At 35.7% G+C, this 26731-nt stretch carries 21 protein-coding genes; 11 read left to right on the plus strand and 10 right to left on the minus strand.

Features of this window, described 5'->3' with window-relative positions; all coding sequences use genetic code 11:
• Positions 1-27 precede the first annotated feature (27 nt).
• Positions 28-387, plus strand: a complete 360-nt coding sequence (locus tag IEW94_RS01380; RefSeq protein WP_188649474.1) for a PID-CTERM protein-sorting domain-containing protein — start codon at positions 28-30, stop codon at positions 385-387.
• Between the two features lie 108 nt (positions 388-495).
• Here the strand turns inward: IEW94_RS01380 and IEW94_RS01385 are convergent, their stop codons facing one another.
• The gene (locus tag IEW94_RS01385; protein ID WP_188649952.1) at positions 496-3000 is read right to left on the minus strand and encodes a DUF5686 and carboxypeptidase-like regulatory domain-containing protein; all 2505 of its coding nucleotides are present in this window, start codon (positions 2998-3000) and stop codon (positions 496-498) included.
• 140 nt (positions 3001-3140) lie between these two features.
• The gene (locus tag IEW94_RS01390; RefSeq protein ID WP_188649475.1) at positions 3141-4118 is read right to left on the minus strand and encodes a pyruvate dehydrogenase complex E1 component subunit beta; all 978 of its coding nucleotides are present in this window, start codon (positions 4116-4118) and stop codon (positions 3141-3143) included.
• A 213-nt stretch (positions 4119-4331) separates the two neighbouring features.
• Here IEW94_RS01390 and IEW94_RS01395 point away from each other — a divergent pair, with 213 nt between their 5' ends.
• The 5 genes from IEW94_RS01395 to IEW94_RS01415 all read left to right on the plus strand — a co-directional run bounded on the left by IEW94_RS01395 (position 4332) and on the right by IEW94_RS01415 (position 9058).
• Positions 4332-5078 carry an electron transfer flavoprotein subunit beta/FixA family protein gene (locus IEW94_RS01395; protein ID WP_188649476.1) on the plus strand — a complete coding sequence of 249 codons (747 nt, stop codon included), beginning with the start codon at positions 4332-4334 and terminating at the stop codon, positions 5076-5078.
• 89 nt (positions 5079-5167) lie between these two features.
• Positions 5168-6127 carry an electron transfer flavoprotein subunit alpha/FixB family protein gene (locus IEW94_RS01400; RefSeq protein ID WP_188649477.1) on the plus strand — a complete coding sequence of 320 codons (960 nt, stop codon included), beginning with the start codon at positions 5168-5170 and terminating at the stop codon, positions 6125-6127.
• 117 nt (positions 6128-6244) lie between these two features.
• Positions 6245-6859, plus strand: a complete 615-nt coding sequence (locus IEW94_RS01405) for a bifunctional nuclease family protein (protein ID WP_188649478.1) — start codon at positions 6245-6247, stop codon at positions 6857-6859.
• Positions 6860-6877: 18 nt separating this feature from the next.
• On the plus strand, positions 6878-8134 hold the full coding sequence (locus tag IEW94_RS01410; protein ID WP_188649479.1) for a nucleoside permease: 1257 nt from the start codon (positions 6878-6880) through the stop codon (positions 8132-8134).
• Positions 8135-8233: 99 nt separating this feature from the next.
• Positions 8234-9058 carry a thymidylate synthase gene (locus IEW94_RS01415; RefSeq protein ID WP_188649480.1) on the plus strand — a complete coding sequence of 275 codons (825 nt, stop codon included), beginning with the start codon at positions 8234-8236 and terminating at the stop codon, positions 9056-9058.
• A 52-nt stretch (positions 9059-9110) separates the two neighbouring features.
• Here the strand turns inward: IEW94_RS01415 and IEW94_RS01420 are convergent, their stop codons facing one another.
• The gene (locus IEW94_RS01420; protein ID WP_188649481.1) at positions 9111-9407 is read right to left on the minus strand and encodes an isoamylase early set domain-containing protein; all 297 of its coding nucleotides are present in this window, start codon (positions 9405-9407) and stop codon (positions 9111-9113) included.
• A gap of 304 nt (positions 9408-9711) precedes the next feature.
• Between IEW94_RS01420 and IEW94_RS01425 the strand changes: the two genes are divergently transcribed.
• The 5 genes from IEW94_RS01425 (at position 9712) to lspA (ending at position 16473) form a co-directional block, all read left to right on the plus strand.
• The gene (locus tag IEW94_RS01425; protein ID WP_188649482.1) at positions 9712-10626 is read left to right on the plus strand and encodes a dihydrofolate reductase; all 915 of its coding nucleotides are present in this window, start codon (positions 9712-9714) and stop codon (positions 10624-10626) included.
• 143 nt (positions 10627-10769) lie between these two features.
• Entirely contained in the window at positions 10770-13439 is a 2670-nt protein-coding gene (locus IEW94_RS01430; RefSeq protein ID WP_188649483.1) for an FIDD domain-containing protein, read from the plus strand.
• A 43-nt stretch (positions 13440-13482) separates the two neighbouring features.
• The gene (locus IEW94_RS01435; RefSeq protein WP_188649484.1) at positions 13483-15039 is read left to right on the plus strand and encodes an NAD(P)/FAD-dependent oxidoreductase; all 1557 of its coding nucleotides are present in this window, start codon (positions 13483-13485) and stop codon (positions 15037-15039) included.
• A gap of 45 nt (positions 15040-15084) precedes the next feature.
• Positions 15085-15972: an ACP S-malonyltransferase gene (fabD, locus tag IEW94_RS01440; RefSeq protein WP_188649485.1), complete on the plus strand. Its 888-nt coding sequence runs from the start codon at positions 15085-15087 to the stop codon at positions 15970-15972.
• A 3-nt stretch (positions 15973-15975) separates the two neighbouring features.
• On the plus strand, positions 15976-16473 hold the full coding sequence (gene lspA / locus IEW94_RS01445; protein WP_188649486.1) for a signal peptidase II: 498 nt from the start codon (positions 15976-15978) through the stop codon (positions 16471-16473).
• 75 nt (positions 16474-16548) lie between these two features.
• Here the strand turns inward: lspA and IEW94_RS01450 are convergent, their stop codons facing one another.
• The 7 genes from IEW94_RS01450 to IEW94_RS01480 all read right to left on the minus strand — a co-directional run bounded on the left by IEW94_RS01450 (position 16549) and on the right by IEW94_RS01480 (position 26577).
• Entirely contained in the window at positions 16549-17058 is a 510-nt protein-coding gene (locus IEW94_RS01450; RefSeq protein ID WP_188649487.1) for a lipid-binding protein, read from the minus strand.
• A gap of 23 nt (positions 17059-17081) precedes the next feature.
• Positions 17082-17717, minus strand: a complete 636-nt coding sequence (locus IEW94_RS01455) for an immunoglobulin-like domain-containing protein (protein WP_188649488.1) — start codon at positions 17715-17717, stop codon at positions 17082-17084.
• 19 nt (positions 17718-17736) lie between these two features.
• The gene (locus tag IEW94_RS01460) at positions 17737-19182 is read right to left on the minus strand and encodes a SusD/RagB family nutrient-binding outer membrane lipoprotein (protein ID WP_188649489.1); all 1446 of its coding nucleotides are present in this window, start codon (positions 19180-19182) and stop codon (positions 17737-17739) included.
• Between the two features lie 17 nt (positions 19183-19199).
• A complete protein-coding gene (locus tag IEW94_RS01465; protein WP_188649490.1) occupies positions 19200-22406 on the minus strand; it encodes a SusC/RagA family TonB-linked outer membrane protein in 3207 nt (1068 codons plus the stop codon).
• A gap of 240 nt (positions 22407-22646) precedes the next feature.
• A complete protein-coding gene (locus IEW94_RS01470; protein ID WP_188649491.1) occupies positions 22647-24143 on the minus strand; it encodes a helix-turn-helix domain-containing protein in 1497 nt (498 codons plus the stop codon).
• A gap of 261 nt (positions 24144-24404) precedes the next feature.
• Positions 24405-25430, minus strand: a complete 1026-nt coding sequence (galE, locus tag IEW94_RS01475; RefSeq protein ID WP_188649492.1) for a UDP-glucose 4-epimerase GalE — start codon at positions 25428-25430, stop codon at positions 24405-24407.
• Positions 25423-26577 (minus strand): DegT/DnrJ/EryC1/StrS family aminotransferase, encoded by a 1155-nt coding sequence (locus tag IEW94_RS01480; protein WP_188649493.1) that lies wholly within the window; start codon positions 26575-26577, stop codon positions 25423-25425. The genes galE and IEW94_RS01480 overlap by 8 nt, the downstream gene beginning before the upstream one ends.
• Positions 26578-26731 lie beyond the last annotated feature (154 nt).

The raw sequence follows: 26731 nt of genomic DNA on the forward strand, positions 1-26731 counted from the left end.
ATTAGCTATCAATCTAACAATTAAAACATGAAAACACAAAGCTATACAATGAATAGAAAATTGAGTATCTTCTTGTCTATTTTACTTTTTACTTTTGCCACTCCCTCAAAAGCTTTCCAAAATAATGGCAAAGGCATTGGAGGTAATAATGGAGCTACTATTGAGCATTCGGCTTACGTAAATAATAATGGTAATAATGGTCATGCTGGTGAGGGCAACCATGGTAATGGAGTTGGAAATTTACCTTATGGAAATCAAGGAAGCAATAACAATCCTAACGGAAGAACTGGCACTAGAGATTCAATACCATTAGATGGTGGTTTAAGCATTCTATTGTTAGGCGCCGCTGCTTTTGGCGTTAAAAAATTACGTGACAAAAAGAATTAAATCATTTTTTAAACTATAAATTAAAAAGGAGAAACTTTAAAGTTTCTCCTTTTTTACTATTTAAAATCTATTAGAATTATTTAGTATCAACTACCCTTTCTTTAAACCTTAAAAATAAAACCCAAACGTTCCTGTAACACCAAATTTACGGGCATTTGGATTTTTTATCTTATCCAAATAATTACCTCTAAAGTTAAAGTCTATCCTAAAGACTTTAAAGATATTGCCAACACCAAAACCGTATTCATAATACACCTTATCATTTGGAGCCACTAACGGAATGGTATTAGGATTATTAGTTTTATTCAAGGTTATATTTGCCTCTGAAATATCTCCCCAAGCACCTCTTAAACTCACAATCTCTCGAAGGTTGAACTTCCTTAAAAAAGGAATTCTTGAAAATAAACGTCCGTTAAAATTATGTTCAAAATGAAATGATGCATAGGTGTCAGACACAAATTCATAGTAGTCCAGTTGTGAAAACGTATTGTAAATAGAGAAATAAGATTGGTTTCCAGGAATAACACTTAAAAGCCCTAGAGGCACTTCACCAAAGGTTTTACCCACTTCAATTGAAGTGTCTAACCTACCGAGCCCTCCTAATTGCCAAGGTTGTAAGTATGACAATTGAACTTTTGTATAGTCAAAATCACTGTTAAACAAACTTTTATCACCCCGACTTACTTGCGCAAAAAGTTTTGCATAATTATCATTGGCTTCTAAACGCTCTACTCCAAAACCGGTCATTTTTCGCTTGGGAAAATACGATACTGAAAAAGTCGATTCAAATTGTTTAATTTCTGATTCTACACCAGTTGGCGTATTATAATCAAGGCTAAATGTAGGTGAAGCTGACCGTAATGTGCGATAATTTCCGCCCAACCTAAACACCAGATTTCGCCAAGGTTCTAATTCAACAGCAAGGCTTGTTAAGTTTATGGAAGTTAATTTATCATTAGCACCCGTACCGATAACCGAAGATGATGCCAAACTTCTACCTAACACATCAGTTGATGTGGTTAAACTGGCGCCAATTTGCTCCACATCACGCCTGTTTCCTCCTGAGATAATGAATCTACTTTTTTTGTCCAATAACCATTTTCCTGAAATGCCGTATTTAAATTTATCATCTTTAAATCCGTAGGCTAAAAACCCTTCCAATCGCCAAAGGTCGTTTCTTCCAAAATAGGTTCTTGCTCCTGTCCGTAAGCGAGTACCTTCAACTTCATTAAATCCAAACGTTGAAAAGATGGGGCCATAATCCAATGGCAGGCTATTAAACTCAATATACCCGGATGCCAGAATACTTCCGAGATTATATAGGCGCTTAAATTTTTTAACGGTTTTAAGCGTATCCAACATTTTGTAAATGCCTTTCTCGTCTCGGTTTAAATCTTCTAGCCTGTTTTCTTTCCAAAACTCATCATCCCTATCATAAACATCCTTGTCATAGTTATAAACTTCCTTATCATAAAACTTTTTGTCCAAGGGTTTGTCAAACTCATAATTGTTGTACAATGTGGTTCGCTTCCCATAAATGCCTCTTGATTTTTCCTTTTTGTTAAACGCAAAATCAGACATCATATAGTCACGCTTTACCAAAAATAAGGAGTCATTCAGCACTTCAAATTCCTGTTCAATATAAATATCCTTGACCCAGTTGATGTTGGCACTTTTTGATGCTTGTAAATTGATTTCCTTGATAGCATAGGTGGTGTCGGCCACCCAAAAATCACCCTTAAACGTCAGTTCGTTTTTTCGCCTTGGATAATAAATAATATTGTAACACCATTTGTTGTCAATATAGGTGCTATCAGACAACACATAATTATAGGTGTTAATACCGGTACGTGACAACGGACTTACAAAACTTTTATCAAAAAACTTCAAATAATTGTCATATACATTAAAATCTGAATACAGATCATTTACAAAATCTATGATGATTTGATTATTACTAAATCCCGAGTTTTTATTACCTTTTAAAACATTTTTTTCTTTGTTAATCAGATTGTCGCCATACACTTTTGAAGAGGCTTCATTGATAAAAATGGGTAAATAGGTTTTTCCAGTAACTTTTGAGGTGTCTACTTGTTCAAACATAAACTCCATGCCTCTGAACAATTTACTTTTTATTAAAGCACTATCAATGGTATTGATATCAAACTCAATTTTTTCATACTTGTCATATTGATACTGGTTGAATTGTTTGAGGCCGTTTTTTCGTTTGTGTGCCCATATTTTACGCAACAAGTCTATGGCCGGATTGTTTTTTTTGGGTTGTTTACCGGAAACAATATAAACTTGATCTAGTTGGGATGCTTCTTCCTTTAGAATGAACTTTAAATCATAATTAACTTTTTTGGTCAATGGAATATCAAGCGTTTCATACCCAATAAAGGAGACTATCAACCCATTCCAGGTTTCACTGGACTCTAGATAAAATTTCCCGTTTTCATCAGTAATGGTGCCTTCTGTAGAGCCTTTAAAAATAACATTGGCAAAAGACACAGGTTGGTTGTCTTCATCAAATACATAACCACTCACTTTGGTTTGTGCAAATAGTGAGATGATTCCGAAGAAAAAAAATGTTATTGTAAGTCTTATGCGCATCTGGTAAAATTCATTCTTTTGTAAACACTTTAATGTGTCTATGGTAGCATCATTGGGATACAATCTTGGTTCATCCATAAACCAAAAAACTTCATCAACAAGCATGCTAATGAAGTTTCTATAACGTTAATTTTTGTAATTTATTTGTATAAAACTTTTTTAACCGCTTTTATAACATCATCACTATTTGGCAACCATTCTGCCAATAAAACAGGTGAATATGGTGCTGGTGTATCAGCGGTATTGATTTTTACAATCGGAGCATCTAAATAATCAAATGCTTTTGATTGCACGATGTATGTGATTTCGGTAGACACATTTCCAAAAGGCCATGCTTCTTCAAGAACAACCAGTCTGTTTGTTTTTTTAACGGACTTTAAAATAGTTTCTTGATCCATCGGGCGAACGGTGCGCAAGTCAATGATTTCACAAGAAATACCTTCTTTGGCCAATTCATCGGCTGCTGTGTAAGCTTCTTTGATTATTTTACCAAATGATACAATAGTCACATCGGTTCCTTCTCGTTTTACTTCTGCAACTCCTAATGGAATCGTATATTCGCCTTCTGGCACTTCGCCTTTATCACCGTACATTTGCTCACTTTCCATAAAAATAACTGGGTCATCATCACGAATAGCTGACTTTAATAATCCTTTGGCATCATATGGATTTGATGGCACAACCACTTTTAATCCAGGTGTATTGGCAAACCAACTTTCAAAAGCTTGCGAGTGTGTTGCACCTAGTTGTCCTGCGGATGCAGTAGGACCTCTAAAGACAATAGGACATTTAAATTGGCCACCGGACATTTGTCTGATTTTAGCAGCATTATTTATAATTTGGTCAATTCCAACCAATGAAAAGTTAAAAGTCATATACTCGACAATGGGTCTATTCCCTGTCATGGTTGAACCGACGGCAATACCTGCAAAACCAAGTTCTGCAATGGGTGTGTCAATAACACGCTTAGGACCAAATTCATCTAACATCCCTTTAGATGCTTTATAGGCTCCATTATATTCTGCTACTTCCTCTCCCATTAGGTAAATGCTTTCATCTCTGCGCATTTCCTCGCTCATTGCTTCACAAACAGCTTCTCTAAATTGAATTGTCTTCATTAAATTATTTTTTTACCGAGTTGCAAAAATAACAATAAATGAGATACTATACTCAAAAGAATTATCTAAAATTTATTATGCGTGCATAGTAAATATTCAGAATAAAATAATTAACTTCGTGGCAACTAATTTTAAGTTTTAGTTTTCTTTTAAATCATTCTACGCTTACTGAAGCTTATTTAAATAAATTTAAGAACACATAAATCATTCAAAATGAAAATATTAGTATGTATCAGTCACGTTCCCGACACTACATCAAAAATTAATTTTACGGCAGACAACACCAAATTTGACACCTCAGGTGTACAACATGTTATCAACCCAAATGACGAATTTGGTTTAACGCGTGCCATGTGGTTTAAAGAAAAACAAGGTGCGAACGTTACGGTTGCCAATGTAGGCGGCCCTGAAACTGAGCCCACGTTGCGCAAAGCTTTGGCCATTGGTGCCGATGCTGCCATTAGGGTTAACACACCAGCCAATGATGGCTTTTCCGTTGCTAAACAATTAGCAAAAGTAGTGCAGGATGGTGGTTATGACTTGGTAATAGCCGGACGTGAATCCATTGATTACAACGGCGGTATGGTACCTGGTATGATTGCTGGTTTAACCAATTCAAATTTTGTAAATAACTGCATAGGTCTTGAGGTTGATGGGACTTCGGCCAAAGTTATTCGGGAAATTGACGGTGGCAAGGAAACCGTATCTACAACACTCCCATTAATTATAGGTGGACAAAAAGGTATTGTTGAGGAAAGTGATCTTCGTATCCCAAACATGAGAGGTATTATGATGGCGCGCCAAAAACCTCTCACAGTAGTGGAACCCATAAATATTGAACCAGAAACAGCATCGGTTTCTTTTGACAAGCCAGCACCAAAAGGCGCTGTTAAGTTGGTTTCACCAGATAATTTAGACGAATTGATCAATCTGCTTCATAACGAAGCAAAAGTAATTTAGTCTGTCATTCCTGCGAAGGCAGGAATCTAAAAAAAAGAAAAAAATAATGAGATCCTGAACCAAGTTCAGGATGACAAAAAAATAAATTTATGTCAGTTTTAGTATATACAGAATCAGAAAACGGAACCTTTAAAAAGATAGCATTGGAAGTAGCTTCTTATGGAAAAGCGGTTGCCGACCAATTAGGCACAACCGTTACAGCTATTACCATAAATGTTGATGATGCTTCAGAACTTGGCAACTATGGTGTTGACAAGGTTTTAAATGTTACCAATAAAGACTTAGAAACTTTTAATGCAAAAGCTTATGCCGCTGCCATTCAACAAGCAGCAGAAAAGGAAGGCACCAAGGTTGTAGTTGTAAGCTCTAGTGTAAACAGCAAGTATTTAGCGCCACTGTTGGCCATAAACTTAAATGCGGGTTATGCCTCTAATGTATTGGAAGTTCCTTCAAGCACATCGCCATTTATTGTAAAACGGAATGCGTTTACCAATAAGGCCTTTGAAATGTTTCAAATAAATACAGAAGTTAAGCTTTTGGGCGTTTCAAAAAACACTTTTGGTTTGCGCGAAAATAAAGCCAGTGCCAAATCAGAAGCGTTTTCGGTCACTATTCCAGAACTTGGTGTTCATGTGGATTCAGTCGATAAAGCAACCAACAAAGTAAGCATTGCCGATGCTGAAATTGTGGTGTCTGCCGGACGTGGATTAAAAGGACCTGAAAATTGGGGCATGATAGAAGAATTAGCCGATGTTTTAGGTGCTGCCACAGCCTGTTCAAAGCCAGTATCCGATTTAGGTTGGAGACCACATAGCGAACATGTTGGACAAACCGGAAAGCCAGTAGCTGCCAATTTGTATTTGGCCGTGGGTATCTCTGGAGCTATTCAGCATTTAGCCGGTATTAACGCTTCAAAGGTAAAAGTGGTTATTAATATTGACCCCGAAGCTCCTTTCTTTAAAGCAGCAGATTATGGTGTTGTGGGTGATGCTTTTGTTGTGGTGCCAGAGCTTATTAAAAAATTAAAAACATTTAAAGCGCAACAATAAATTATTTTTTCTAACTTGTATTATCAAATAAACTGTTTAATTTGGTAGTTTAGCTTAAACTGCTTTGGGTAGTTGGTAAAGTCCAAATTTAAGCAGTTCTTTGCGTTTTATAAATTTATGAGTTTAGTTAGACTTAACATCAAAGGAATCTCCTATAGCCAAACCCAAAATGGTGCGTATGCGCTGATATTAAACGAAGTTGATGGCGACCGAAAATTACCTATTGTTATAGGTGCTTTTGAAGCACAATCCATTGCCATTGCTTTAGAAAAAGAGATCAGGCCACCACGCCCATTAACGCATGATTTATTCAAGAATTTTGCCGATAGATTTGATATTGTGGTCAAGCAAGTGATTATTCATAAATTGGTTGATGGTGTTTTTTATTCCAGTTTGATTTGTGAACGTGATAAAATTGAAGAAATCATTGACGCCAGAACCAGTGATGCCATAGCCTTGGCATTACGTTTTCAAGCCCCTATCTTCACTTACAAAAACATCTTGGACAAAGCAGGCATATATCTAAAAGTCAATCCAAAAAAAGAAGAAGAGGACGAACAAGACAGCGTTTTGATGGATGATTTAATTGCTGATGAACTTGAACTAAATAAACCAAGGGAAAACTACAAAACCAAAACCCTTGAAGAGCTTCATAACCTACTGGATGAAGCCGTGGCCAACGAAGATTACGAAAAGGCCGCCCATATAAGGGACGAAATTTCAAAACGTTAATTTCTAACAATATAAAGCATGAGCATAAAATTTAGATTAACCATCATGAGCTTTCTACAATTTTTTGTTTGGGGTTCTTGGTTAATAACAGTTGCTAACTACTGGTTTGGCACAAAAGGTTGGGATGGTTCTGAATTTGGAGCCATTTTTTCTACCATGGGAATTGCGTCTTTATTCATGCCAACAATATGTGGAATCATTGCCGACCGATGGGTCAATGCAGAAAAACTATATGGCATGTTGCACATTCTTGGCGGTCTAACATTATGTTATGTACCAATGATTGACAATCCAGTCACATTCTTTTGGGTCATTTTATTGGCCATGGCGTTTTACATGCCTACCATAGCCTTATCAAATTCGGTTGCTTACAATGCCCTTAAGAAAAGCAATTTAGATGTTGTAAAAGATTTTCCGCCTATCCGGGTTTGGGGAACCATCGGTTTTATTGTTGCCATGTGGATAACCAACCTTACCGGAAATAAGGCTTCTGCAAATCAATTTTATATAGCAGCAACAGCTGCCATAATTTTAGGGATTTACTCCTTTACGCTACCAAAATGTGAACCTCAAAATGAAACTGCCGGAAGTAAATCCTTGGTTGAAATATTAGGCTTGGACGCTTTTAAGTTGTTTGCCAATTACAAAATGGCACTGTTCTTTATTTTCAGTATGTTCTTAGGGGCAGCCTTACAATTAACCAATGCTTATGGCGATGTGTATTTAGACGACTTTAAAGTCATCCCTCAATATGCGGACTCGTTTGTGGTTAAATATTCAACCATTATCATGTCCATTTCACAAATATCAGAAACCTTGTTCATTTTAACCATACCGTTTTTCTTAAAACGTTTTGGAATCAAAAAAGTTATGCTCATGAGTATGTTTGCATGGGTGTTAAGGTTTGGTTTTTTCGCTTACGGTTATCCCGAAGGTTTTGGTTTAGGATTAATCATTCTTTCCTGTATTGTTTACGGAATGGCATTTGACTTTTTTAACATTTCCGGGTCTCTGTTTGTTGAAACATCAACCGATTCCAAAATCCGTTCTTCTGCACAGGGGCTTTTTATGATGATGACCAACGGTGTTGGAGCCATTTTTGGCAGTGTGGTAAGTGGTTATTTAATTGATCGCTTTTTTACAACCACAAGCGGTAAAGACTGGCATGGTATATGGCTAACATTTGCCATTTATTCGCTGGTTATAGCCATTGCTTTTGCTGTACTGTTTAAACACAAACACAACCCTGAAGTTATAAAGAAGATTACCCATTAAACACTAAAAAACGTTAATAACTTTTAATATTATTAGAGGGTTGAGTCTTTTTGATTTAACCCTTTTTTCTATTTTTATTTCCTGAAAAACGATAAGACAATGAAGCAATATTTAGACCTTGTAAGGCACGTTCTAGAAAACGGAAACCAAAAGGGAGATAGAACAGGTACGGGTACAAAAAGTGTTTTTGGCTACCAAATGCGATTTGATTTAAGTGAAGGCTTCCCTATGGTTACCACCAAAAAATTACATTTAAAATCTATTGTTTACGAACTCCTTTGGTTTTTGAAAGGCGATACCAATATCAACTATTTGACTGAAAACGGTGTACGTATTTGGAACGAATGGGCCGATGAAAATGGCGATTTAGGCCCCGTTTATGGTCATCAATGGCGCAATTGGAATAATGATGGGATTGACCAGATCAAAGAAATTGTTGATACTTTAAAAAATAATCCCAACAGCCGCCGCATGCTGGTATCGGCTTGGAATCCATCAGTATTGCCAGATACCTCAAAATCATTCAGTGAAAATGTGGCCAACGGAAAAGCAGCCTTACCGCCTTGCCATGCGTTTTTTCAGTTTTATGTGGCCAATGGCAAACTATCTTGTCAATTGTATCAACGTAGTGCCGACATTTTTTTAGGAGTTCCTTTTAACATAGCATCCTATGCATTGTTTACCATGATGATGGCACAAGTTTGTGGCTATGAGGCAGGCGAGTTTATACATACATTTGGTGACGCCCATATTTACAGTAATCATTTTGAGCAATTGCAACTGCAATTGTCCAGGGAGCCAAGACCATTACCAAAAATGATTTTAAACCCAGACATTAAAGATATTTTTGATTTCAAGTTTGAAGACTTCACCTTGGTAGATTACAATCCGCATCCCCATATAAAAGGTGTGGTAGCTATATAAAAAAAGCGCTTTCAAGTTTGAAAGCGCTTTTCTTTTGGATTTAACAATATAATTAAAGGTTTAACACTCCATTTTCTGCCGCTGCAAAATCATTCCACAAATAAGCATCAGCTTCAGAATCATTTACATATTTACCATCAATGATGTATTTAAACTCATAAGAGTTTCCGGTTTCCAAATCAACAGTTCCTTTAAAAATGCCGCTTTTTAATTTTTTAAGTCCCTTGGTTTTTGTGTCCCAATTATTAAATGTTCCAACAACTTTAACTTCTTTTGCGTCTTCAGCTGGCACAGAAAAAGTAACTTTGCAAACTGGTTTGGTTTTCAAATATTGTTTTGTAATAGCCATAATTTCGTTTTTTTTGAGTTAATTAACAAGGCAAATTTAGAAAACAATTAGGTATGTGATGTTAATTAATGTCCTTTTAATGAAAGAATTATCAATTTGTTAATATGGGCGTTAAAAAACAAAAGGACTCAAAAATAAATTAGTTTTAATTATGAGATTGCTAATGCATTATTTGATGTTTTTGTGCTGATTTTCAGTGGTTTTAGAACGAAATCGATTGCGCAAAGACACCTATTTTCAATCTAAACATGTTATCTGCTATATGATTAAAAATAGTTAACTTTACAAGAATGATTTATATACTATGTTCGGAACAAAAAAAGATAATCCAAAAATAGATAAAGACCAGTTAGAGCTTATTGAATATGCCCAAAAACGCATCAAACAAAAAAAACGATTGTATGTGCATTTTGTATTATTCTTAATTGGCTCATTATTTTTAATCCTTCTTAATGTGGTGCTTGGTTTTGGAAAAACCTTCAGACCCTTTGATACCGATTGGTTTGTATATGCTATTTTAGCATGGTTATTCTTATTATTGTATCACACCTTTAACGTATTTGTAACCCATCACTTTATGGGAAAGGAATGGGAACAATTGCAATTGGAAAAATTGGTGGCCAAACAGAAGCAGCGTATAGAAGCGCTCAAAAAAAACATATCAGAAACAAATCAAGACCTATCTCCAACATCCTCTGAAACAGACACTAAAAAAAAAACTGAGTTAACTTCTTGTCTTACCATTATTGTGGCCGCCGCTGAAAACAATGCTATTGGAAAGGATAATCAACTTATTTGGCATTTAAGTGATGACTTAAAACGGTTCAAAACATTAACCAACCATCACCATATCATCATGGGGCGCAAAACCTTTGAGAGCTTTTCTAAACCCTTGCCAAATAGAACTCATGTTGTTATAACCAGGCAACAAGATTACAAAGTCCCTGCTGGCGTGATTGTGGCAAACACGCTTGAAGAAGCCATAGAAATTTCAAAAAAAGACAATCAGCCATTTATTATAGGAGGTGGCGAAATATACAAACAAGCCATGAATATTGCTGATAAAATAGAAATAACCCGTGTTCATGAAACGTTTGAAGCTGATACCTTTTTCCCTGAAATTGACACCTCTGTTTGGAAAGAAACCTCCAGAAATTTCCATAAAAAAGACAGTAAAAACGAATATGATTTTTCATATATAACTTATGAGCAAAGGTGATTTTTTATCTGTATCTAGATAAGGATCAAAATCAATAATTAATCATTTATGTTGATTTGTTTATATTTTACCTATTTTAAAAGCTTGTATTTAAAAATCTTGAACGTTTGACAATTAATTTTTTTAAAATAATAATAACCCTATTGTTTTTAATTTTATTTTCAGACCATTTAGTGTCTCAAAATGAAACCAATAATTGGTATTTTGGCAATGAGGCCGGACTTAGCTTTAACAATGGGAGACAAACAGTTCTTACAGATGGAAAAATGAACACTGTCGCTGGGTGCTCAAGCATTTCTGACAGATTTGGCAATTTACTTTTTTATACCAACGGAAAAGATGTCTGGAATAAAGACCATGTTTTAATGGAAAATGGCTCCAATTTAGCAGGAGATCCAAACAACACCCAATCTTCAATTATCATTCCTAAACCTAATGACGACAATGTTTATTATATATTTACCACAAGGGAAGTACCATCAAAGACTCCCTTACTAACACCAGGTTTGTTTTATTCAGAAGTTGAATTTTCTTCCCAATTCCCTTTGGGTAAAGTTGTAATTAAAAATATTAGACTGACTTCTTCAATTACTGAACGTATTACGGCTATTCATCACGCTGCAAGCAATACCATTAGAGTAATTACCTTTGGAAGTCGATCATCACAGGCAGGAACTCCAAAAGACACTTTTTATATTTTTAACGTTACCGAAAATGGGGTGGATAGAATTCCGTTGATTGACAAACAAAATGTGAACTTATCATCGGCAGGAGCCATGAAAATTTCGCCTAACGGAAAGATTTTAGGACTAGCAGATTATGACGGCCGGTTAATTTATTTATACAATTTCAATAATGACACAGCAACACTGAGCTTTGACAAAACACTATTGGCCGATTTACTGTTTACCCCAATAAACCCCTATGGTTTGGAGTTTTCTCAAGATTCTGAAGTCATCTTTTATTCTGGTAAAAACCAATCCAATAACAACAGTTATCTCATTAGGTTCAGATTGGTAGACCGTTCGGATGTTGAAGGCAAAACAGTAGTGGATGTCTCTTCTGGTTATGATTTTGGATCGTTACAGCTTGCCAGCAATGGTAAAATTTACATGGCCATTTTTGTACAAAATAATCCTTTGGCTTCAGTAGGACAAATAAGTGTTATTAATGCGCCTAGTGACAACAGCGATATTGGCTACCAACCGCTTGGAATTGATTTGCAAACAGGTGAGTCACTTAAGGGATTGCCTATTTTTGTTCAATCATTTTTTAGGAACAGAATCCTTACCGAAAATCAGTGCGTTAGCGATACCTTTAATTTTTCATTTGATACTTACGCCCCAGCAACATCTGCTCTTTGGGATTTTGATGATGGAACCACATCATCACTTGTAAATCCTAACCATAAATACTCAAAACCAGGACTTTATTTTGTCAAGGCAACGCTAACGATCAATAATCAACCCGTTGAAATTTACAAACAAGTCATGGTATATGCTTTGCCACAAATTGATGACAATCAAGTCTTATCACAATGTGATACAGACAACGATGGGCACGGTATTTTTAACCTATACAACATTGAAGAAAAAATGAGTAAAAGATCAAATACAGACTATGAATTCTATTTTTACAACACTCATGATGATGCCATTAACGACACAAATGAAATAGCAAACCCAGATGAGTATGAAAACAAAAGTAATCCCGAAGAACTGTTTGTGAAAATTATTAATCCTGAAGGCTGCATAACCATTACCAATTTTTTTATAGAAACAACCTACACAGTTCTAGACCCTATAGACCCTATGTTTAGTTGTGAATTATCTGATGATGTTTATAATAATGGGGTGGGTGCTTTTGATCTTAAGAGCAAACTGTTGGAAATAAGGAGCCAATTCAACATTCCAGAAACTTCAAGAATTTCATTTTATGAATCGTTTCAGGAAGCACAAAAAAAGACAAATTCTCTTCCCTTTCATTTTGAATCGACAACCACTACTGTTTGGGTTAGAATTGAAGATAGCAATTTTGGTTGTTATGGAATTCAATCTATAGACTTGGAAGTAAACTCTGCCATTGAAATAAATATTAATGACTCTTATACTATTTGTGATCCTAGTATTTATTCAAACATTGTTCTTGATGGTGGTAATTCAAATGATAGTTGGGCCTGGAAAGACAACAATGGCAATATTATTTCCACAAAAAAAGATTTTGAAATCACACAAGCTGGTTCATTTTCCTTAACTATTTCTAAAACAGAAAACCAAGTAACTTGTAGTACAACTAAAAATTTTATAGTATATGAATCTGGTTTTGCCAAATTTGATACAGTAACAGCTGAAGATTATCAAATAAAAGTAACCATTACCGGTGAAAGTGATTATGAATACTCTTTGGACAATACATCGTTTTCAGGGCAAGGGCTTGAGCATAAATTCTTAAATGTAAGTGCCGGAATATATACCGTTTATGTTAGAGATAAAAACAATTGTGAACCTACAATAAGTACCAAGGTTTCTATAATAGGCTTCCCAAAATATTTTACTCCAAATAACGATGGAAATAATGATGTTTGGAAAGTAGAAGGCATTTCGGATGATCTTTATATTTCTGCGGATATCAGCATTTTTGACAGATATGGAAAACCTTTATATAATATGGATTTAACCAAAAACCAAAATGGATGGGACGGCACCTACAATGGCTCTATAGTTACCTCTACAGACTATTGGTTTAAAGCTACTTTGGTTGACAAAAACAACGATAGATTTGTGAAATTAGGGCACTTCAGTCTCAAACAATAAAAAATATACAGTTCCATATTTACTATTTGCTTAATTTCGCACTATGGTAAAAGAATTACAGCTTCGGGTTACGCTCAAAGAGGAAGAACGCAGCGATATTTTAACAGTAAAATCAGCTCATGCTTTAGATATTGTCAAAGAAGATATTACAGGCGTCAAAGTCCTTCGTAAATCCATTGATGCCCGTAAGCCTAAAATCATCTTCAATTATAAAGTTGCCGTTTATATTAAAGAACCATTACCAAAAACTTCACAATACACCTTTGATTACAAGGATGTTTCAAAAGCCAAGCCCATTCACATTATTGGATTTGGCCCCGCAGGTATGTATGCCGCTTTGCGTTGTATTGAATTAGGATTTAAACCTATTGTTTTAGAACGTGGTAAAAATGTTCAGGACAGAAGACGGGATTTAAAAGTCATTAACCAAGACCATATTGTCAATGAAGATTCCAACTACTGTTTTGGCGAAGGCGGTGCCGGCACGTATAGTGATGGCAAACTCTATACCCGAAGTTTAAAGCGTGGTGACGTGCGCAGGATTTTTGAAAACCTAGTGTATCATGGAGCTACCGAGCAAATTTTAGTAGATGCCCACCCTCATATTGGCACCAATAAATTGCCCAAAGTGGTTCAAAACATTCGGGAAACCATTTTAAAATATGGTGGAGACATTCATTTTGAAACCCGTGTTGTTGACTTCACCGTTAAGAACCATAAAATTCAATCCATCATCCTTCAAAATGGCGAAGAAATGACCGTTAACCGAGTCATTTTAGCTACTGGCCATTCGGCACGAGATATCTTTTATCTACTTTATAAAAAGAAAATAGCTTTAGAAGCCAAATCCTTTGCCATGGGTGTTCGGGTGGAACATCCACAACATATTATTGATTCCATTCAGTATCATTGTAAAGGTGAGCGTAATGAATTATTACCAGCTGCATCTTACTCACTGGTCCAACAAGTCAATGACCGCGGCGTGTATTCTTTTTGTATGTGCCCGGGCGGATTTATTGTGCCTGCTGCTACAGCCAATGGTGAGGTGGTTGTTAATGGTATGTCACCCTCTAAACGAAATAATTTATTTGCCAATTCTGGCATTGTGGTAGAAATTAATGCCGACAAAGATTTGCATAAATATGAACAATTCGGTCCTTTAAAAGCTTTGGAATACCAGAAATCTTTAGAAAAAATGGCTTTTACCGCTGGAGGCCGAAACCAGACTGCTCCAGCACAACGCTTAACAGACTTTGTGGAAGGTAGGCTCTCAAATGATTTGAACCCAGCCTCCTATCAACCCGGACTAAAATCCGCACCATTACATTCCTTACTTCCTAAATTAATTGGAAGTCGATTACGAAAAGGGTTTGAGGCTTTTGGTCAAAAAATGAAAGGCTATTATACGGCTGAAGCCAATGTGGTTGGTGTAGAATCCAGAACCTCATCACCGGTTTGTATCCCCAGAAATGAACATTTAGAACACCCTGAAGTTTCGGGATTGTTTCCTTGTGGCGAAGGTGGTGGTTACGCTGGTGGTATTGTATCTGCCGCCATGGATGGCGAACGCTGTGCCGAAGCAGCTGTTAAAGGATTATAGATATTAATTTTATTCCTATTTTTGCACAACAAAAAACTAGACATCATGAACGCATATATATTTCCAGGACAAGGTGCTCAATTCACTGGAATGGGCTTAAACCTATACGAAACCTCCCCTTTTGCTCAAGATTTATTTGAGCAAGCCAATCATATCTTAGGTTTTCAAATAACAGATATTATGTTTGAAGGAACTGCCGAGGCTCTAAAAGAAACCAAAGTGACCCAACCAGCTATTTTTTTACATTCGGTCATTCTTGCGAAAGCCTTAGGTAATCGTTTTAAACCAGATATGGTTGCAGGACATTCTCTAGGTGAATTTTCAGCCTTGGTTGCTAATGGCGCCTTAACTTTTGAGGACGGCTTGAAATTGGTATCGCAACGTGCATTAGCCATGCAAAAAGCCTGCGAAATTAAACCAAGCACTATGGCAGCTGTATTAGGATTGGAAGATGCTCTTGTTGAAAAAATATGTTCTGAAACTGAAGGCATCGTGGTGGCCGCAAACTACAATTGCCCAGGACAGTTGGTAATTTCGGGAGAAGTGGAAGCGGTAAACAATGCCTGTGAGGCTTTAAAAGAAGCTGGCGCCAAGCGTGCTTTAGTATTGCCTGTTGGCGGGGCTTTCCATTCACCTTTAATGGAACCTGCTCGTGAGGAATTGGCAGCTGCCATTGAAAACACCAAATTCAGCAAACCTATTTGTGCTATATATCAAAATGTAACAGCCAATGCCGTTCTTGATCAAGCGGCAATCAAATCCAATTTAATTTCACAATTGACAGCACCTGTTCGTTGGACGCAATCTGTACAGCAAATGATAGCGGATGGTGCCACTTTATTTACTGAAGTTGGCCCTGGTAACGTCTTGCAAGGTCTTGTTAAAAAAATAAGCAGAGAGGCACAAACGGCTTCTGCTACATTAGAAAAATAAAACATGAAGCTATCTAAACGTTCGGTTACAATTATAGCAATCATTATAGCCACTATTGCCATTGATCAAATTTCAAAAGTGTTGGTTAGAGCTTATGTAGAACCAGGCTCTCAAACAAAGATTATCGGCAATTATTTTACGCTTCACAATGTAGAAAATATTGGGGCATTTTTAGGAATGGGGAGCAGTTTAAACCCTACCCTTAAACTTATTCTATTACTTATTTTACCTATAGTTGTATTAGGTTTTGTGCTTATTCATATTTTAAAAAACAAAGATTTAGACCGTTTATCGCTTATTGCGTTTTCTATTATTGTTGGTGGTGGTATTGCCAATGTTTATGATAGAATTGTTTATGGCTCTGTTACTGATTTTTTCTACATGAAATTAACGGACACACTGCACACTGGTATTTTTAATGTGGCAGACCTTTTTGTAACCACGGGCATGATTATGTTATTGGTGGTCAGTTTTAAGAAGAAAAGGAATACCCCTGAATAATATTTCAAAAGACATATATACATAAAAAACCCACCTCATTAATGAGGTGGGTTTTAGTTTGGTAGTTAGACTTTATTAATAGTGAGGATTCTCATCTTCTAAAAATCCAGTTCGTTTATGCCCCACAAACTTATAGACAGTACCGGGATCCCAACTGAATTCAGCTTCAAATGAAATTTCATCTACAACTGTATTGCTAGTTGTTGTGTAGGATTTTTTTGTAATCGTTCCATTGGTTACTGTTACGGTTTCATCTGTATATAATTCTGGAGTATTAGGCTCGCTTGAAAACGTCATGCCATCTGCATTTAATGATGCTTTAGCTTTTATTTCCATCCAATTATCATTATCATCAAGCCAAAAACCATTATCATTGGCAGCAGTGTTATATGTACTAAATTGCACATAATCTCCACCGTATGCTGGAGTAACACCATCTGGTTCTAAAGCAATAACCCACCAATCGCCAGCAATAGCTTCAACTTTAGTTCCTCCTGGATTTGGATCACCCCCTTCATCGCAAGAGACAAATAAACTAACTGTGCACAACAGTATAAAGACTTTAATTATATTTATATTTTTCATATTTATTTGATTTAATTTTTTAATTATTGTCTTGAAAATGTTCTTTCAAAAGTTCCATAAAATGCACTGGCTTGTAATTGCCATCTAAAATTATCATTGTCATCAATATGACCAGGCAAAAAGCTTTTTATGGATATCCCACTAGGTGATGTATTTTCTTGATATGGAATATAAATTTCATCATCATTGACATTAATAAACGTCACCGTAGCTTGATTGGCTCCTGTTACGCCACCTGCATTATCGTAAGTATAATATCTGTCTGATATCTTAGTACAAGTTCCAGGACTACCGTTTGATCTAGCCCAACTACCTTCTAAATTGTAAATACTTGGTGCCGTTGAAACAACTACAACTGTTCTTGTTGCCGATGCCGCAAAACCTAAATCATTTACGGCTTCATAAGTTATATAATACACTCCTGGCACATTGGTATCTACAACAGTACTAGTGGTAAACGGATAAGGTTCGCCTGATAAAGTTACATTTGCACTTGGGTCGGTCCAAGCATCACCTTGGTTTATAATCACTTCGTCACTACCATTTAATTCGATAACTGCATAATTAGTAACTTCACTTACATCTGCTGTTGATTCTGTATCGCATGAACTTAATATTAGCAACGCCACACAAATCATTATTTTAAATATGTTTTTCATCTTCTTTCTTTTTTTAAAATTATTGATTCCACCAAATTGGAGTAGTAATTGGCACTACAGCAGGCGCATTTAAGTTTCTGGACGTCTCATTTGTTGGATACAGCAATCTTTGTGGAAAGCCCGTGCCCAAAACACCATTAAGTGATACAGCAAACTCTCCCGGAACATATGCTGGGTCACTTTGAGCTACCGAAGATGTTGCTGGAATTCCTGTACGTTGCCATTCAAAAAACGATTCAGCTCCATTTCCAGGGTAACTTGCAATCCATTTTTGAGTTATAATGGCTTTCAATTTATCATTAAAAGTTCCTGAACTAGGATATTCATATGGGGCTGAAGCGGCTATATAGGAAGTTCCATCCAATGACCATTTATTGAAATTTTCCAATACGGCTGCATCATATAATGCTTTGGCTCCTGAAGCTCCAATATTGTATCGCTCTCTTGCTTCAGCCTGCATAAATAAGCTTTCTTCATGACTAATAAAGTACACAGGTGTCTCTGGGTGCAATATGGAAACAGCAAACGTGTTAGGTCCCGCTGGATTGTTATAATCACCTTGATCAACTGGATTTCCTGTTGTATAAAACAATGCTAAACGTGAATCAAGATTATCTGTTAAATACGAATGCATGGTTGTACTGGCCCTTAAATTCAAAGAGGTATTTAATTGACGCTTATCAGATTCATATAATGGATTACTAATATTAGGAGCATCAGTAAATCCTGTTAAAGCAGCATCTACATCAAGAAAAGAAACGCCAGAATTTAGCAAAGCTGTAATACCAGCCTGTGCAACAGACGGTCTGGCTTCTGTTTGGCGTAAAAAGATCTTTAACTTTAAGGTATTTGCGAACTTAACCCAGTTATCCATGTTTCCTCCAAATATTAAATCATCTGTTCCTGGTTCTCTCCCTTGAGAAGCACTCAGGTTTCTCCCCAAGGCATCATCTAAAGCCACAATTAAGTCATCATAAATATCTTGACCTGAATCAAAATGGGGGTTAAAAATCAAAGGATTATTAGCTTCAGAATATGGAATATCACCATACCAATCAGTTAGCATGTGGAATGTATAGGTTTCTAAAACGGTAGCTATTAAATAATAGTTCCAGTTTTCTGCTTCTAACGCCTTTCTCTTTATGTTTCTAACATCTAAAAGTGCATCATAAGCATTTCTCCAACCTGTTGTTGAAATACCATCGGTTGTTCCAAGTGTGTAATTATCCACTACACGGTACTGACTTGAACCCGGACTTTGAGACCACATTTGTGACCAAATTCCACCAATAATTGCCCAACTTGCTCCTTGAACACCAGCAATTCCGGTAATGCTTCCAGGAAGTTCTACTTCAAATGCTAAATCATCTGGTGTTAAATCGTCTGGATCTCTGTTAATATCTAGTTGCGAATCGCAAGACAATAACAATCCAAATCCTATTAATATTAATATTATTTTTTTCATTGTATTTTTTTTATTTATTAAAATGACATTTTTAGAGAAACCCCATAGGTTCTTTGTGCTGGATTAGCACCAAATTCTCCAAACTCAGTGACTAAATCATTTCCTCCAAAAGATGTAACTTCTGGATCTACATATGGGTTTTCGGCAGGTGTCCATAACATTAAATTTTTGCCATAAACACTTAATACCATACTGTTAAATCCTGTTTTTCCAATGATACTTTGAGGAAAATTATAGGATAGGGACAAATCCCTTAACCTTACAAATGTTTTGTCTATTACATGGTCTGTAGCCTCAACAGTTGGGTTATTACTTGAACTGTAAAAACCTGAAATGTTGCCATAAGATATTGGTGTTGTGTTTTCTGAATAGGTTCCGTCTCCATTGTCATTTACTGAATTTGGTATTATAAAAGGGTTCCTATCATTATAGGTTGTAGCTATTGAATTTCCAGTAAAGCCAAGTAATCGAGCGGTATAGGAATACATTAAACCACCTTGCTTCCAATCAAAATTAAAGGCCAACCTGAAATTTTTATATTTAAATGTATTTTGAAGTCCCATAACAAAATCTCTTTGTGAATTACCAAGCGGTTCTTCTTCAAGTGTCTGCAATGGAATTCCTGTATTTGGATCAACAACCGTTTGGCCGGCATCATTAACCAAAGGTTTACGCCCATAGAAAACACCTAAAGGTTGTCCTTCAATAGCATAAAAATTAATGTTGTAAGAGTTGTTAATCAAAAGTTTATCTAGACCTTCTGGTAATGATGTTACTTTATTCTTGTTTTTGGTAAATGTCCAATCCACATTCCAACTGAAATCATCGGTTCTGACTGGCACCAATCCAAGTGCTATTTCCACACCTTTATTTTCAAGATCTAAATAGTTTCCAACAATGGATCCATAACCTGTTGATTCAGGCAATAAAAGAGAAATAATGGACCCATTTGTTTTTTTACTGTAATAAGCAACATCTGCCGTTATTCTACTATTAAAAAAACGCCCTTCCGCCCCTACTTCATATTCATCTGTAAATTCCGGCTCAATATTTATGTTTCCTAATGCTCGTGCAATCTCAAATGAATTCAATCCGTTAAAAGGGAATGTTATCTGTCCAAAATAAGCTGTTGCAACGGCTTGTAAAGCTGAACTCTCAGTGTTGTACAACCCTGCATCATTTGCAAGTGACGCATAGCCTCCTCTTATTTTTAGGAAATGTTTACCATTATCAATTGCAATGGCGCTTAAATTGACCGATGGATAGAAAAATGAATTTTTACCAATAGCTAAGGTAGAAGTCCACTCATTTCTACCTGTTACGTTTAAATAAACTCTTTCCTTATATGACAATGTTGCAGATCCAAAAGCAGAATATCCTTTTCTTTGACTGTCTTGCTGTGCCGTAATTGGTTGCACTGCCGAGTTTGAGATTTCATAAAAATAAGGAATATCCAAATTGGTTACATTAACGCTCAAACTGCTGGTAATACTATTGTTAATAGAACCTCCTAATGAAGCTTGCAAACTAAAATTATCATTTAACACAGTATCATAATCAAAGGTTATAAATGATTCATAACGCTTTGCTTGGTTTGTAGCCTCTGTGACACCTCCTGCATTATTAGTAGCCCCTAATAATGCATTTGGTGAGCCAGGTGTATAATTGATAACAGCACCATGACTATGACGTTTGCCGTTAAGAATATCTGCGCCTATTTGAATGGTTCCCACTAATTCTGGAGTTATATCATAAGCAAAGTTTATGTTTCCATAAAAACGCTCTCTGCTTAAGTTTGTAGCGTTCTCATTTATAACCCAATAAGGGTTTCTGGAGTAGGATGTATAAAAATTATCATTATTATTAAATGGATTGTTTTTATAGTCTGCCAAATCCAAAACGCTAATATCTCTTGGTATTTGTAATAACTCCTGCATAAAGGTTTCACCTTCTCCTGCGTTGTCTCCCTGGCCCGTATTTACTGCATTCTGTCTAGTTTGAGCATAATTACCATTGACCCGTAACCTAAATTTTTTACCTGAGATACCAGAGTTTAAACTTATTGTGTTTCTGTTTAAAGCATCAGCATCCGTTGGGATCACACCATCTGTATCAATTTTAGTGAAGATTAATGAAAAATCTGAATTGTCTCCACCACCACTTAAACGCAGTGAATTGGTGTACGTAGCGCCTATATCATAAAAGTCCTTAATGTTATCTTTTAAATTTGAATAGGGCTTAATTTGTTGGGAATTATCTACAATCTGTCCCCAAACACGAAGCTGGTCGTTAAACCTAGGGCCCCAAGAACCATTTTCGTTACTGGCTCCAGTGCCGCCTGCTGGAAGTCCAGAATATCCTACACCGTTCCAACCTTGACCAAATTTTTGTTGTAAATGAGGAATTCTAGATACTTCTGAAAAGTCTAATGAACTGTTTAATTCAACTTTTACTTTACCAGACCGCCCTCTTTTAGTGGTTATAATTATAGCACCGCTTGATGCTCTAGATCCATACAGAGCGGTTGCCGCACCTCCTTTAAGAATGTTAATGCTCGCAATAGCATTAGCATCTAAATCATTAATATTAGTCCCTCCATCAAATGATCTATTAACATCTGTTGAAAGTCCTGTACCTGTATTTCCGCTATTGGAAGCTGAGGAAATAGGTGTTCCATCTATTACATATAAAGGACCGTTGATAGCTCTTACAGAACTAAACCCTCTTAAAATAATTTTTGTTGAAGCGCCAGGTTGATTGGGAGACGTAATATCTAAACCAGCAACCTTACCCGATAAACTCTCAAAAGGGTTCAGCGTTGCCACTTCGGTTAACTTTTCTCCAGAAACCGCTGTAGCAGCATAACCAAGTGATCTTTTTTGTTTTGTTTTACCAAAAGCAGTTACCACAACTTCCTCAAGTGCGGTAGCATCTTCTTGTAATTTTACATCTATTGTATTGGATGCTCCAATAACAACTTCCTTATTAGCATATCCTACAAAGCTAAAAACAAGGGTCTGTCCTTGATTTGCCTCAATAGCATATTTTCCATCAAAATCTGTTGAGGCACCTGTTGTGGTACCTTTAACTAAAACTGTTGCTCCTGGCAAGGGTAGCCCTTTGCTATCTGTAACAGTCCCAGATAATGATTTTTCTTGTGCAAAAGCCATGGTTGAACCAAACAGCAAAAGCACTAGCATAAAATAGTAGTTTCTTACTTTCATGAATAAAAATTTTTATGAGTTAGTCTATGCAGATTGTAATAAGGAAGGTGACAAAGACATTTTTTTAAAGGACTAATTCAAAAAATTACTTCACGAAATAAACTAAAGTTTAGTGGAACTATAATTAGAAGCAAAGCTCTTTAGCCACCTAACCTTACACAATTGCGGAAGTAAAAGAAGATATTATGAAAGTATTAATGGGTAAACCTTATAATAGTTTACCTTGCCGATAAAGGTTTACTAACAATTTACCGATTTTGAACTATTGCAAATGGATGCTATAAATTCTGAAGGAGTCTGGGATGTCTGCTTTTTAAAAGCTTTATTGAAAGTTACTTTATTATTAAACCCAACCTCATAAGCGACATCAATGATATGAAGATTTCCGTAAAGATCAGATTGCAATATGTTTATTGCTTCGTCAATTCTGAATTTATTGATGAGTTCAAAAAAATTCATATTAAAAGATTCATTGATTATCTGCGACGTATTATGTCTGGTGGTACCCAGTTTATCTGATAAAGATTCCAACGAAATACCATTATCCTTATAAATCTTATCGTCAATAAATAACTTAAATAAATTCTCACTTAATTCTTTTGATAAGGACTCTGTCAATCCAGACTTTTCGTATTTACTTATTTTATTCAAAATGAATCCTTCTGAAAATATTTTAGGCTGTGCATAAGCCATATAGGCCACATAAAGAATCATAACAGACATGGCTGCCACATGTGAATTATAAATTATACTTGCCGATTCACCAAGTAAACTTATTGACAATCCATAAATTAAGTATGAAAACACATATACAAGATGTATCCTAAAGATGTTTTTCTCCCAAGTAATAGTTGCCTTTTCAGTATTCTCTTTTCCTGAATTTTTAATCTTGGCATAATGCAATTTTCCAATTAGTAAACCATAAATAATCAACGACAATACTTTTGGTATAAACACAAACAGCCAAAAATACTTGTGGGAAGTACTTGTTCCAAGCATCATTTTAATTTTTTCAGTCGCATTCAAAGAATAAATTGGCCATAAAACAAATGCAATTAAAATAGCTGTCGGAAAAAAATGCAATATATCTGATTTTTTAAAGATATATCCTTGTGTGACCCTTTTAAAATATAAAAACAATAAGGGACCATACATTAATGCTAATGAAGAGGAAAATAAATAGGTATGCGGATATTGATATTGGATATTTGTTAGGTAAAGTACATACTCTATAACAAATAATACGTGAACCAACACAAAACTACTAATGAGAATATTGGCAGCTTTATCAACTCGCTTTTTTAGATTCAACACAATCACTAAAAAAAAGCCAATTAAAGCTATGTATAAGTACAAAAACGAAAAAAAATCAAACTTTATAAGATATTTCTCAATCAATTGTTTAAACTCATTTGAATCTTGAATGTTATCAAATGAGTCATTGTGCAATATTGAAAAATCAAACGTATTATTAATGTATTTATTTGCATATTGAAAAGCTTGCTCTGGATTTTTTAACTCGGCATTTATAATTGCAAGCTTCTTAAAAACTGGCACAGAATCTACATTTTGTTTTAATGCATTTTTATTAAACTCCAACAAATCTTGTAATCCTTCTTCCTTATAATTCTCCAGCGCTTTTGCTTTATAGTCAACTTGATTAACATAATTTATCGCCTCTTGGACATTACTGCCAAAACACGTAATGGGACTCAGAATATTTGAAAAAAGGAACATGCATTGCACAATGCGTGTTATTCGAGACAGGTTAGACATTTGTTGATTGATTTTAGTTTGATTGATTTGATTGATATAGTCTTTATATAAAATAAAGACGATTAAAAATAGCTATTATTACAGTTTAAACTTGTTAAAAAAGTCTTAAAAGCATTGCGTAAAGTAAAGCCCGATAAGATTTTACCATTGATTTAAAGGTACATAGCAAAAAAAAAGTCTCAAAGATTGAGACTTTTTTTAAAATTATATTTATGCCTTTTTTTAGTTTGTGTCTCTTACAACCTGCTCCCATTTCCAAGCAGATCGCATGGCATCATCTAATGTTAATTGGGCTTTCCAACCTAGTTCTTTATTAGCTTTATTGGTGTCAGCATAGGCCGAAATGATATCACCTTCACGTCTACCAACTATTTTATAATTCAGTTTTTTACCAGATACACGTTCAAAAGACTGAACGACTTCCAAAACCGAACTACCTTTACCTGTTCCCAAATTAAAGGTCTCATAATTAGATGTATTCTTGTTTTCCAATAAACGTTTAAGGGCAACCACATGAGCCTTAGCCAAATCTACAACATGAATATAATCTCTGATACAAGTACCATCTGGTGTTGGATAATCGTCACCAAAAACAGATAGTTCTTCTCTCAACCCAATGCCTGTTTGTGTGATAAATGGCACTAGGTTTTGCGGAACACCAATAGGCAATTCTCCTATTTTAGCCGATTCATGCGCACCTACCGGGTTGAAATAGCGCAAGGCAATCGCTTTTAAATTTGGTGTTACCTTACAAGTATCACTTATAATTTCTTCACCTATTTGTTTGGTATTTCCATAAGGAGATTCCGCCTGTTTAACAGGGGCGCTTTCTGTAATCGGTAACTCGTCGGCCTGTCCATAAACCGTACAAGATGAACTGAATATAAAACTAGCTTCAGGTAGTTTTTTCAGTTCTTTTAGAAGATAAACCAACGTACTGATGTTATTCTCATAATACAACAATGGCTCTTTGACACTTTCTCCAACAGCCTTACTAGCGGCAAAATGAATAACGCCTTTAACATCATTATGTTTTTTAAAGAAGGCTTCCACAAGTGATTTGTCTTTAAGATCCATTTTTTCAAAAATGGGTGCTTTACCTGTAATTGAAGTAATGCCATCCAGCACTTTTATGGAAGAATTTGATAAATCGTCAATAATTACAACCTCAAAACCTTCATTTTGTAACTCAACAACGGTATGCGACCCTATAAAGCCTAAACCTCCTGTAACTAATATTTTATCCATTTATAAATGATTTTACTTTTGATGTAATATAATCTATTTGCTCGTCATCTAATTCTGTGTGCATGGGTAACGAAATAACGTCTTGCACCAATTGATTGGTGACTTTAAAATCAGCTTCATTATACCTATCATCTGCATACGCTTTTTGTTTGTGCAGCGGAATAGGATAATATACCCCACATGGAATATTGTTCTCATTTAAATAGACAACCAAAGCGTCTCTATCAACACCTTTTAACCTTAATGTGTATTGGTGAAAGACATGGCAATCACAAGTATCACAGATACCTTGACAAATTGCTTTTCCAGAAGGCGTTATAATCTTATCACAATCTTTGAACGCTTGGTTGTATTTTCTTGCTGCCAGTTGTCTTGCCCTGTTATAGCTATCAAGATGTGGCAATTTGGCGTCTAAAACACCTGCTTGAATACTGTCCAAACGCGAATTAACACCAACTACATCATGATGATATCGTACATACATACCGTGATTTACAATTCCTCTAATGGTGTGCGCCAAGGCATCGTCATTAGTAAAAATAGCACCACCATCACCATAACACCCTAAATTCTTTGAAGGAAAAAAAGAAGTTGATGCTACATGGCCAATGGTTCCCGCTTTTGCTTTTCTGCCATCTTTAAATGTATAGTTAGCACCAATGGCTTGCGCATTATCCTCTATAACAAACAAATTATGCTCATTGGCTATTTCCAAAATGGCTTCCATATCAGCACATTGCCCAAATAAATGAACCGGAACAATAGCTTTGGTTTTAGGTGTAATGGCTTTTTTTATGGCTTCAATATTGATATTGAAATCATCAGGATTGACATCAACCAAAACTGGGGTTAAATTTAACAACGCTATCACTTCTACGGTTGCCGCAAAAGTAAAATCGGCCGTGACAACCTCATCACCTGGTTTTAAACCAAGTCCCATCATGGCAATCTGCAACGCATCGGTGCCATTGGCACAGGGGATGACATGTTTTACACCAAGATATTGCTCTAAATTATGTTGAAATTGATGAACCTTAGGACCGTTTATAAATGCTGTGGTTTCTAAAACGTCTTGAATAGACGTATCGACTTCCTTCTTAATCTTATCTAGCTGACCTTTAAGATCAACCATTTGAATTTTTTTCATCTAAAAAAAGTTACAATTCGCTTACGGTTGCATAAAAGCAATCATTCATTTGAACGTACAATTAGCGCGAATTAATACATTACGAAATTACAAAAATACTACAGCTTAACAATGTTTTTCTTTTAAAGAAATGTATTTTTGTTGCAAAGCATTA

It is taken from the genome of Yeosuana aromativorans (assembly GCF_014646655.1).
Taxonomy (GTDB): domain Bacteria; phylum Bacteroidota; class Bacteroidia; order Flavobacteriales; family Flavobacteriaceae; genus Yeosuana; species Yeosuana aromativorans.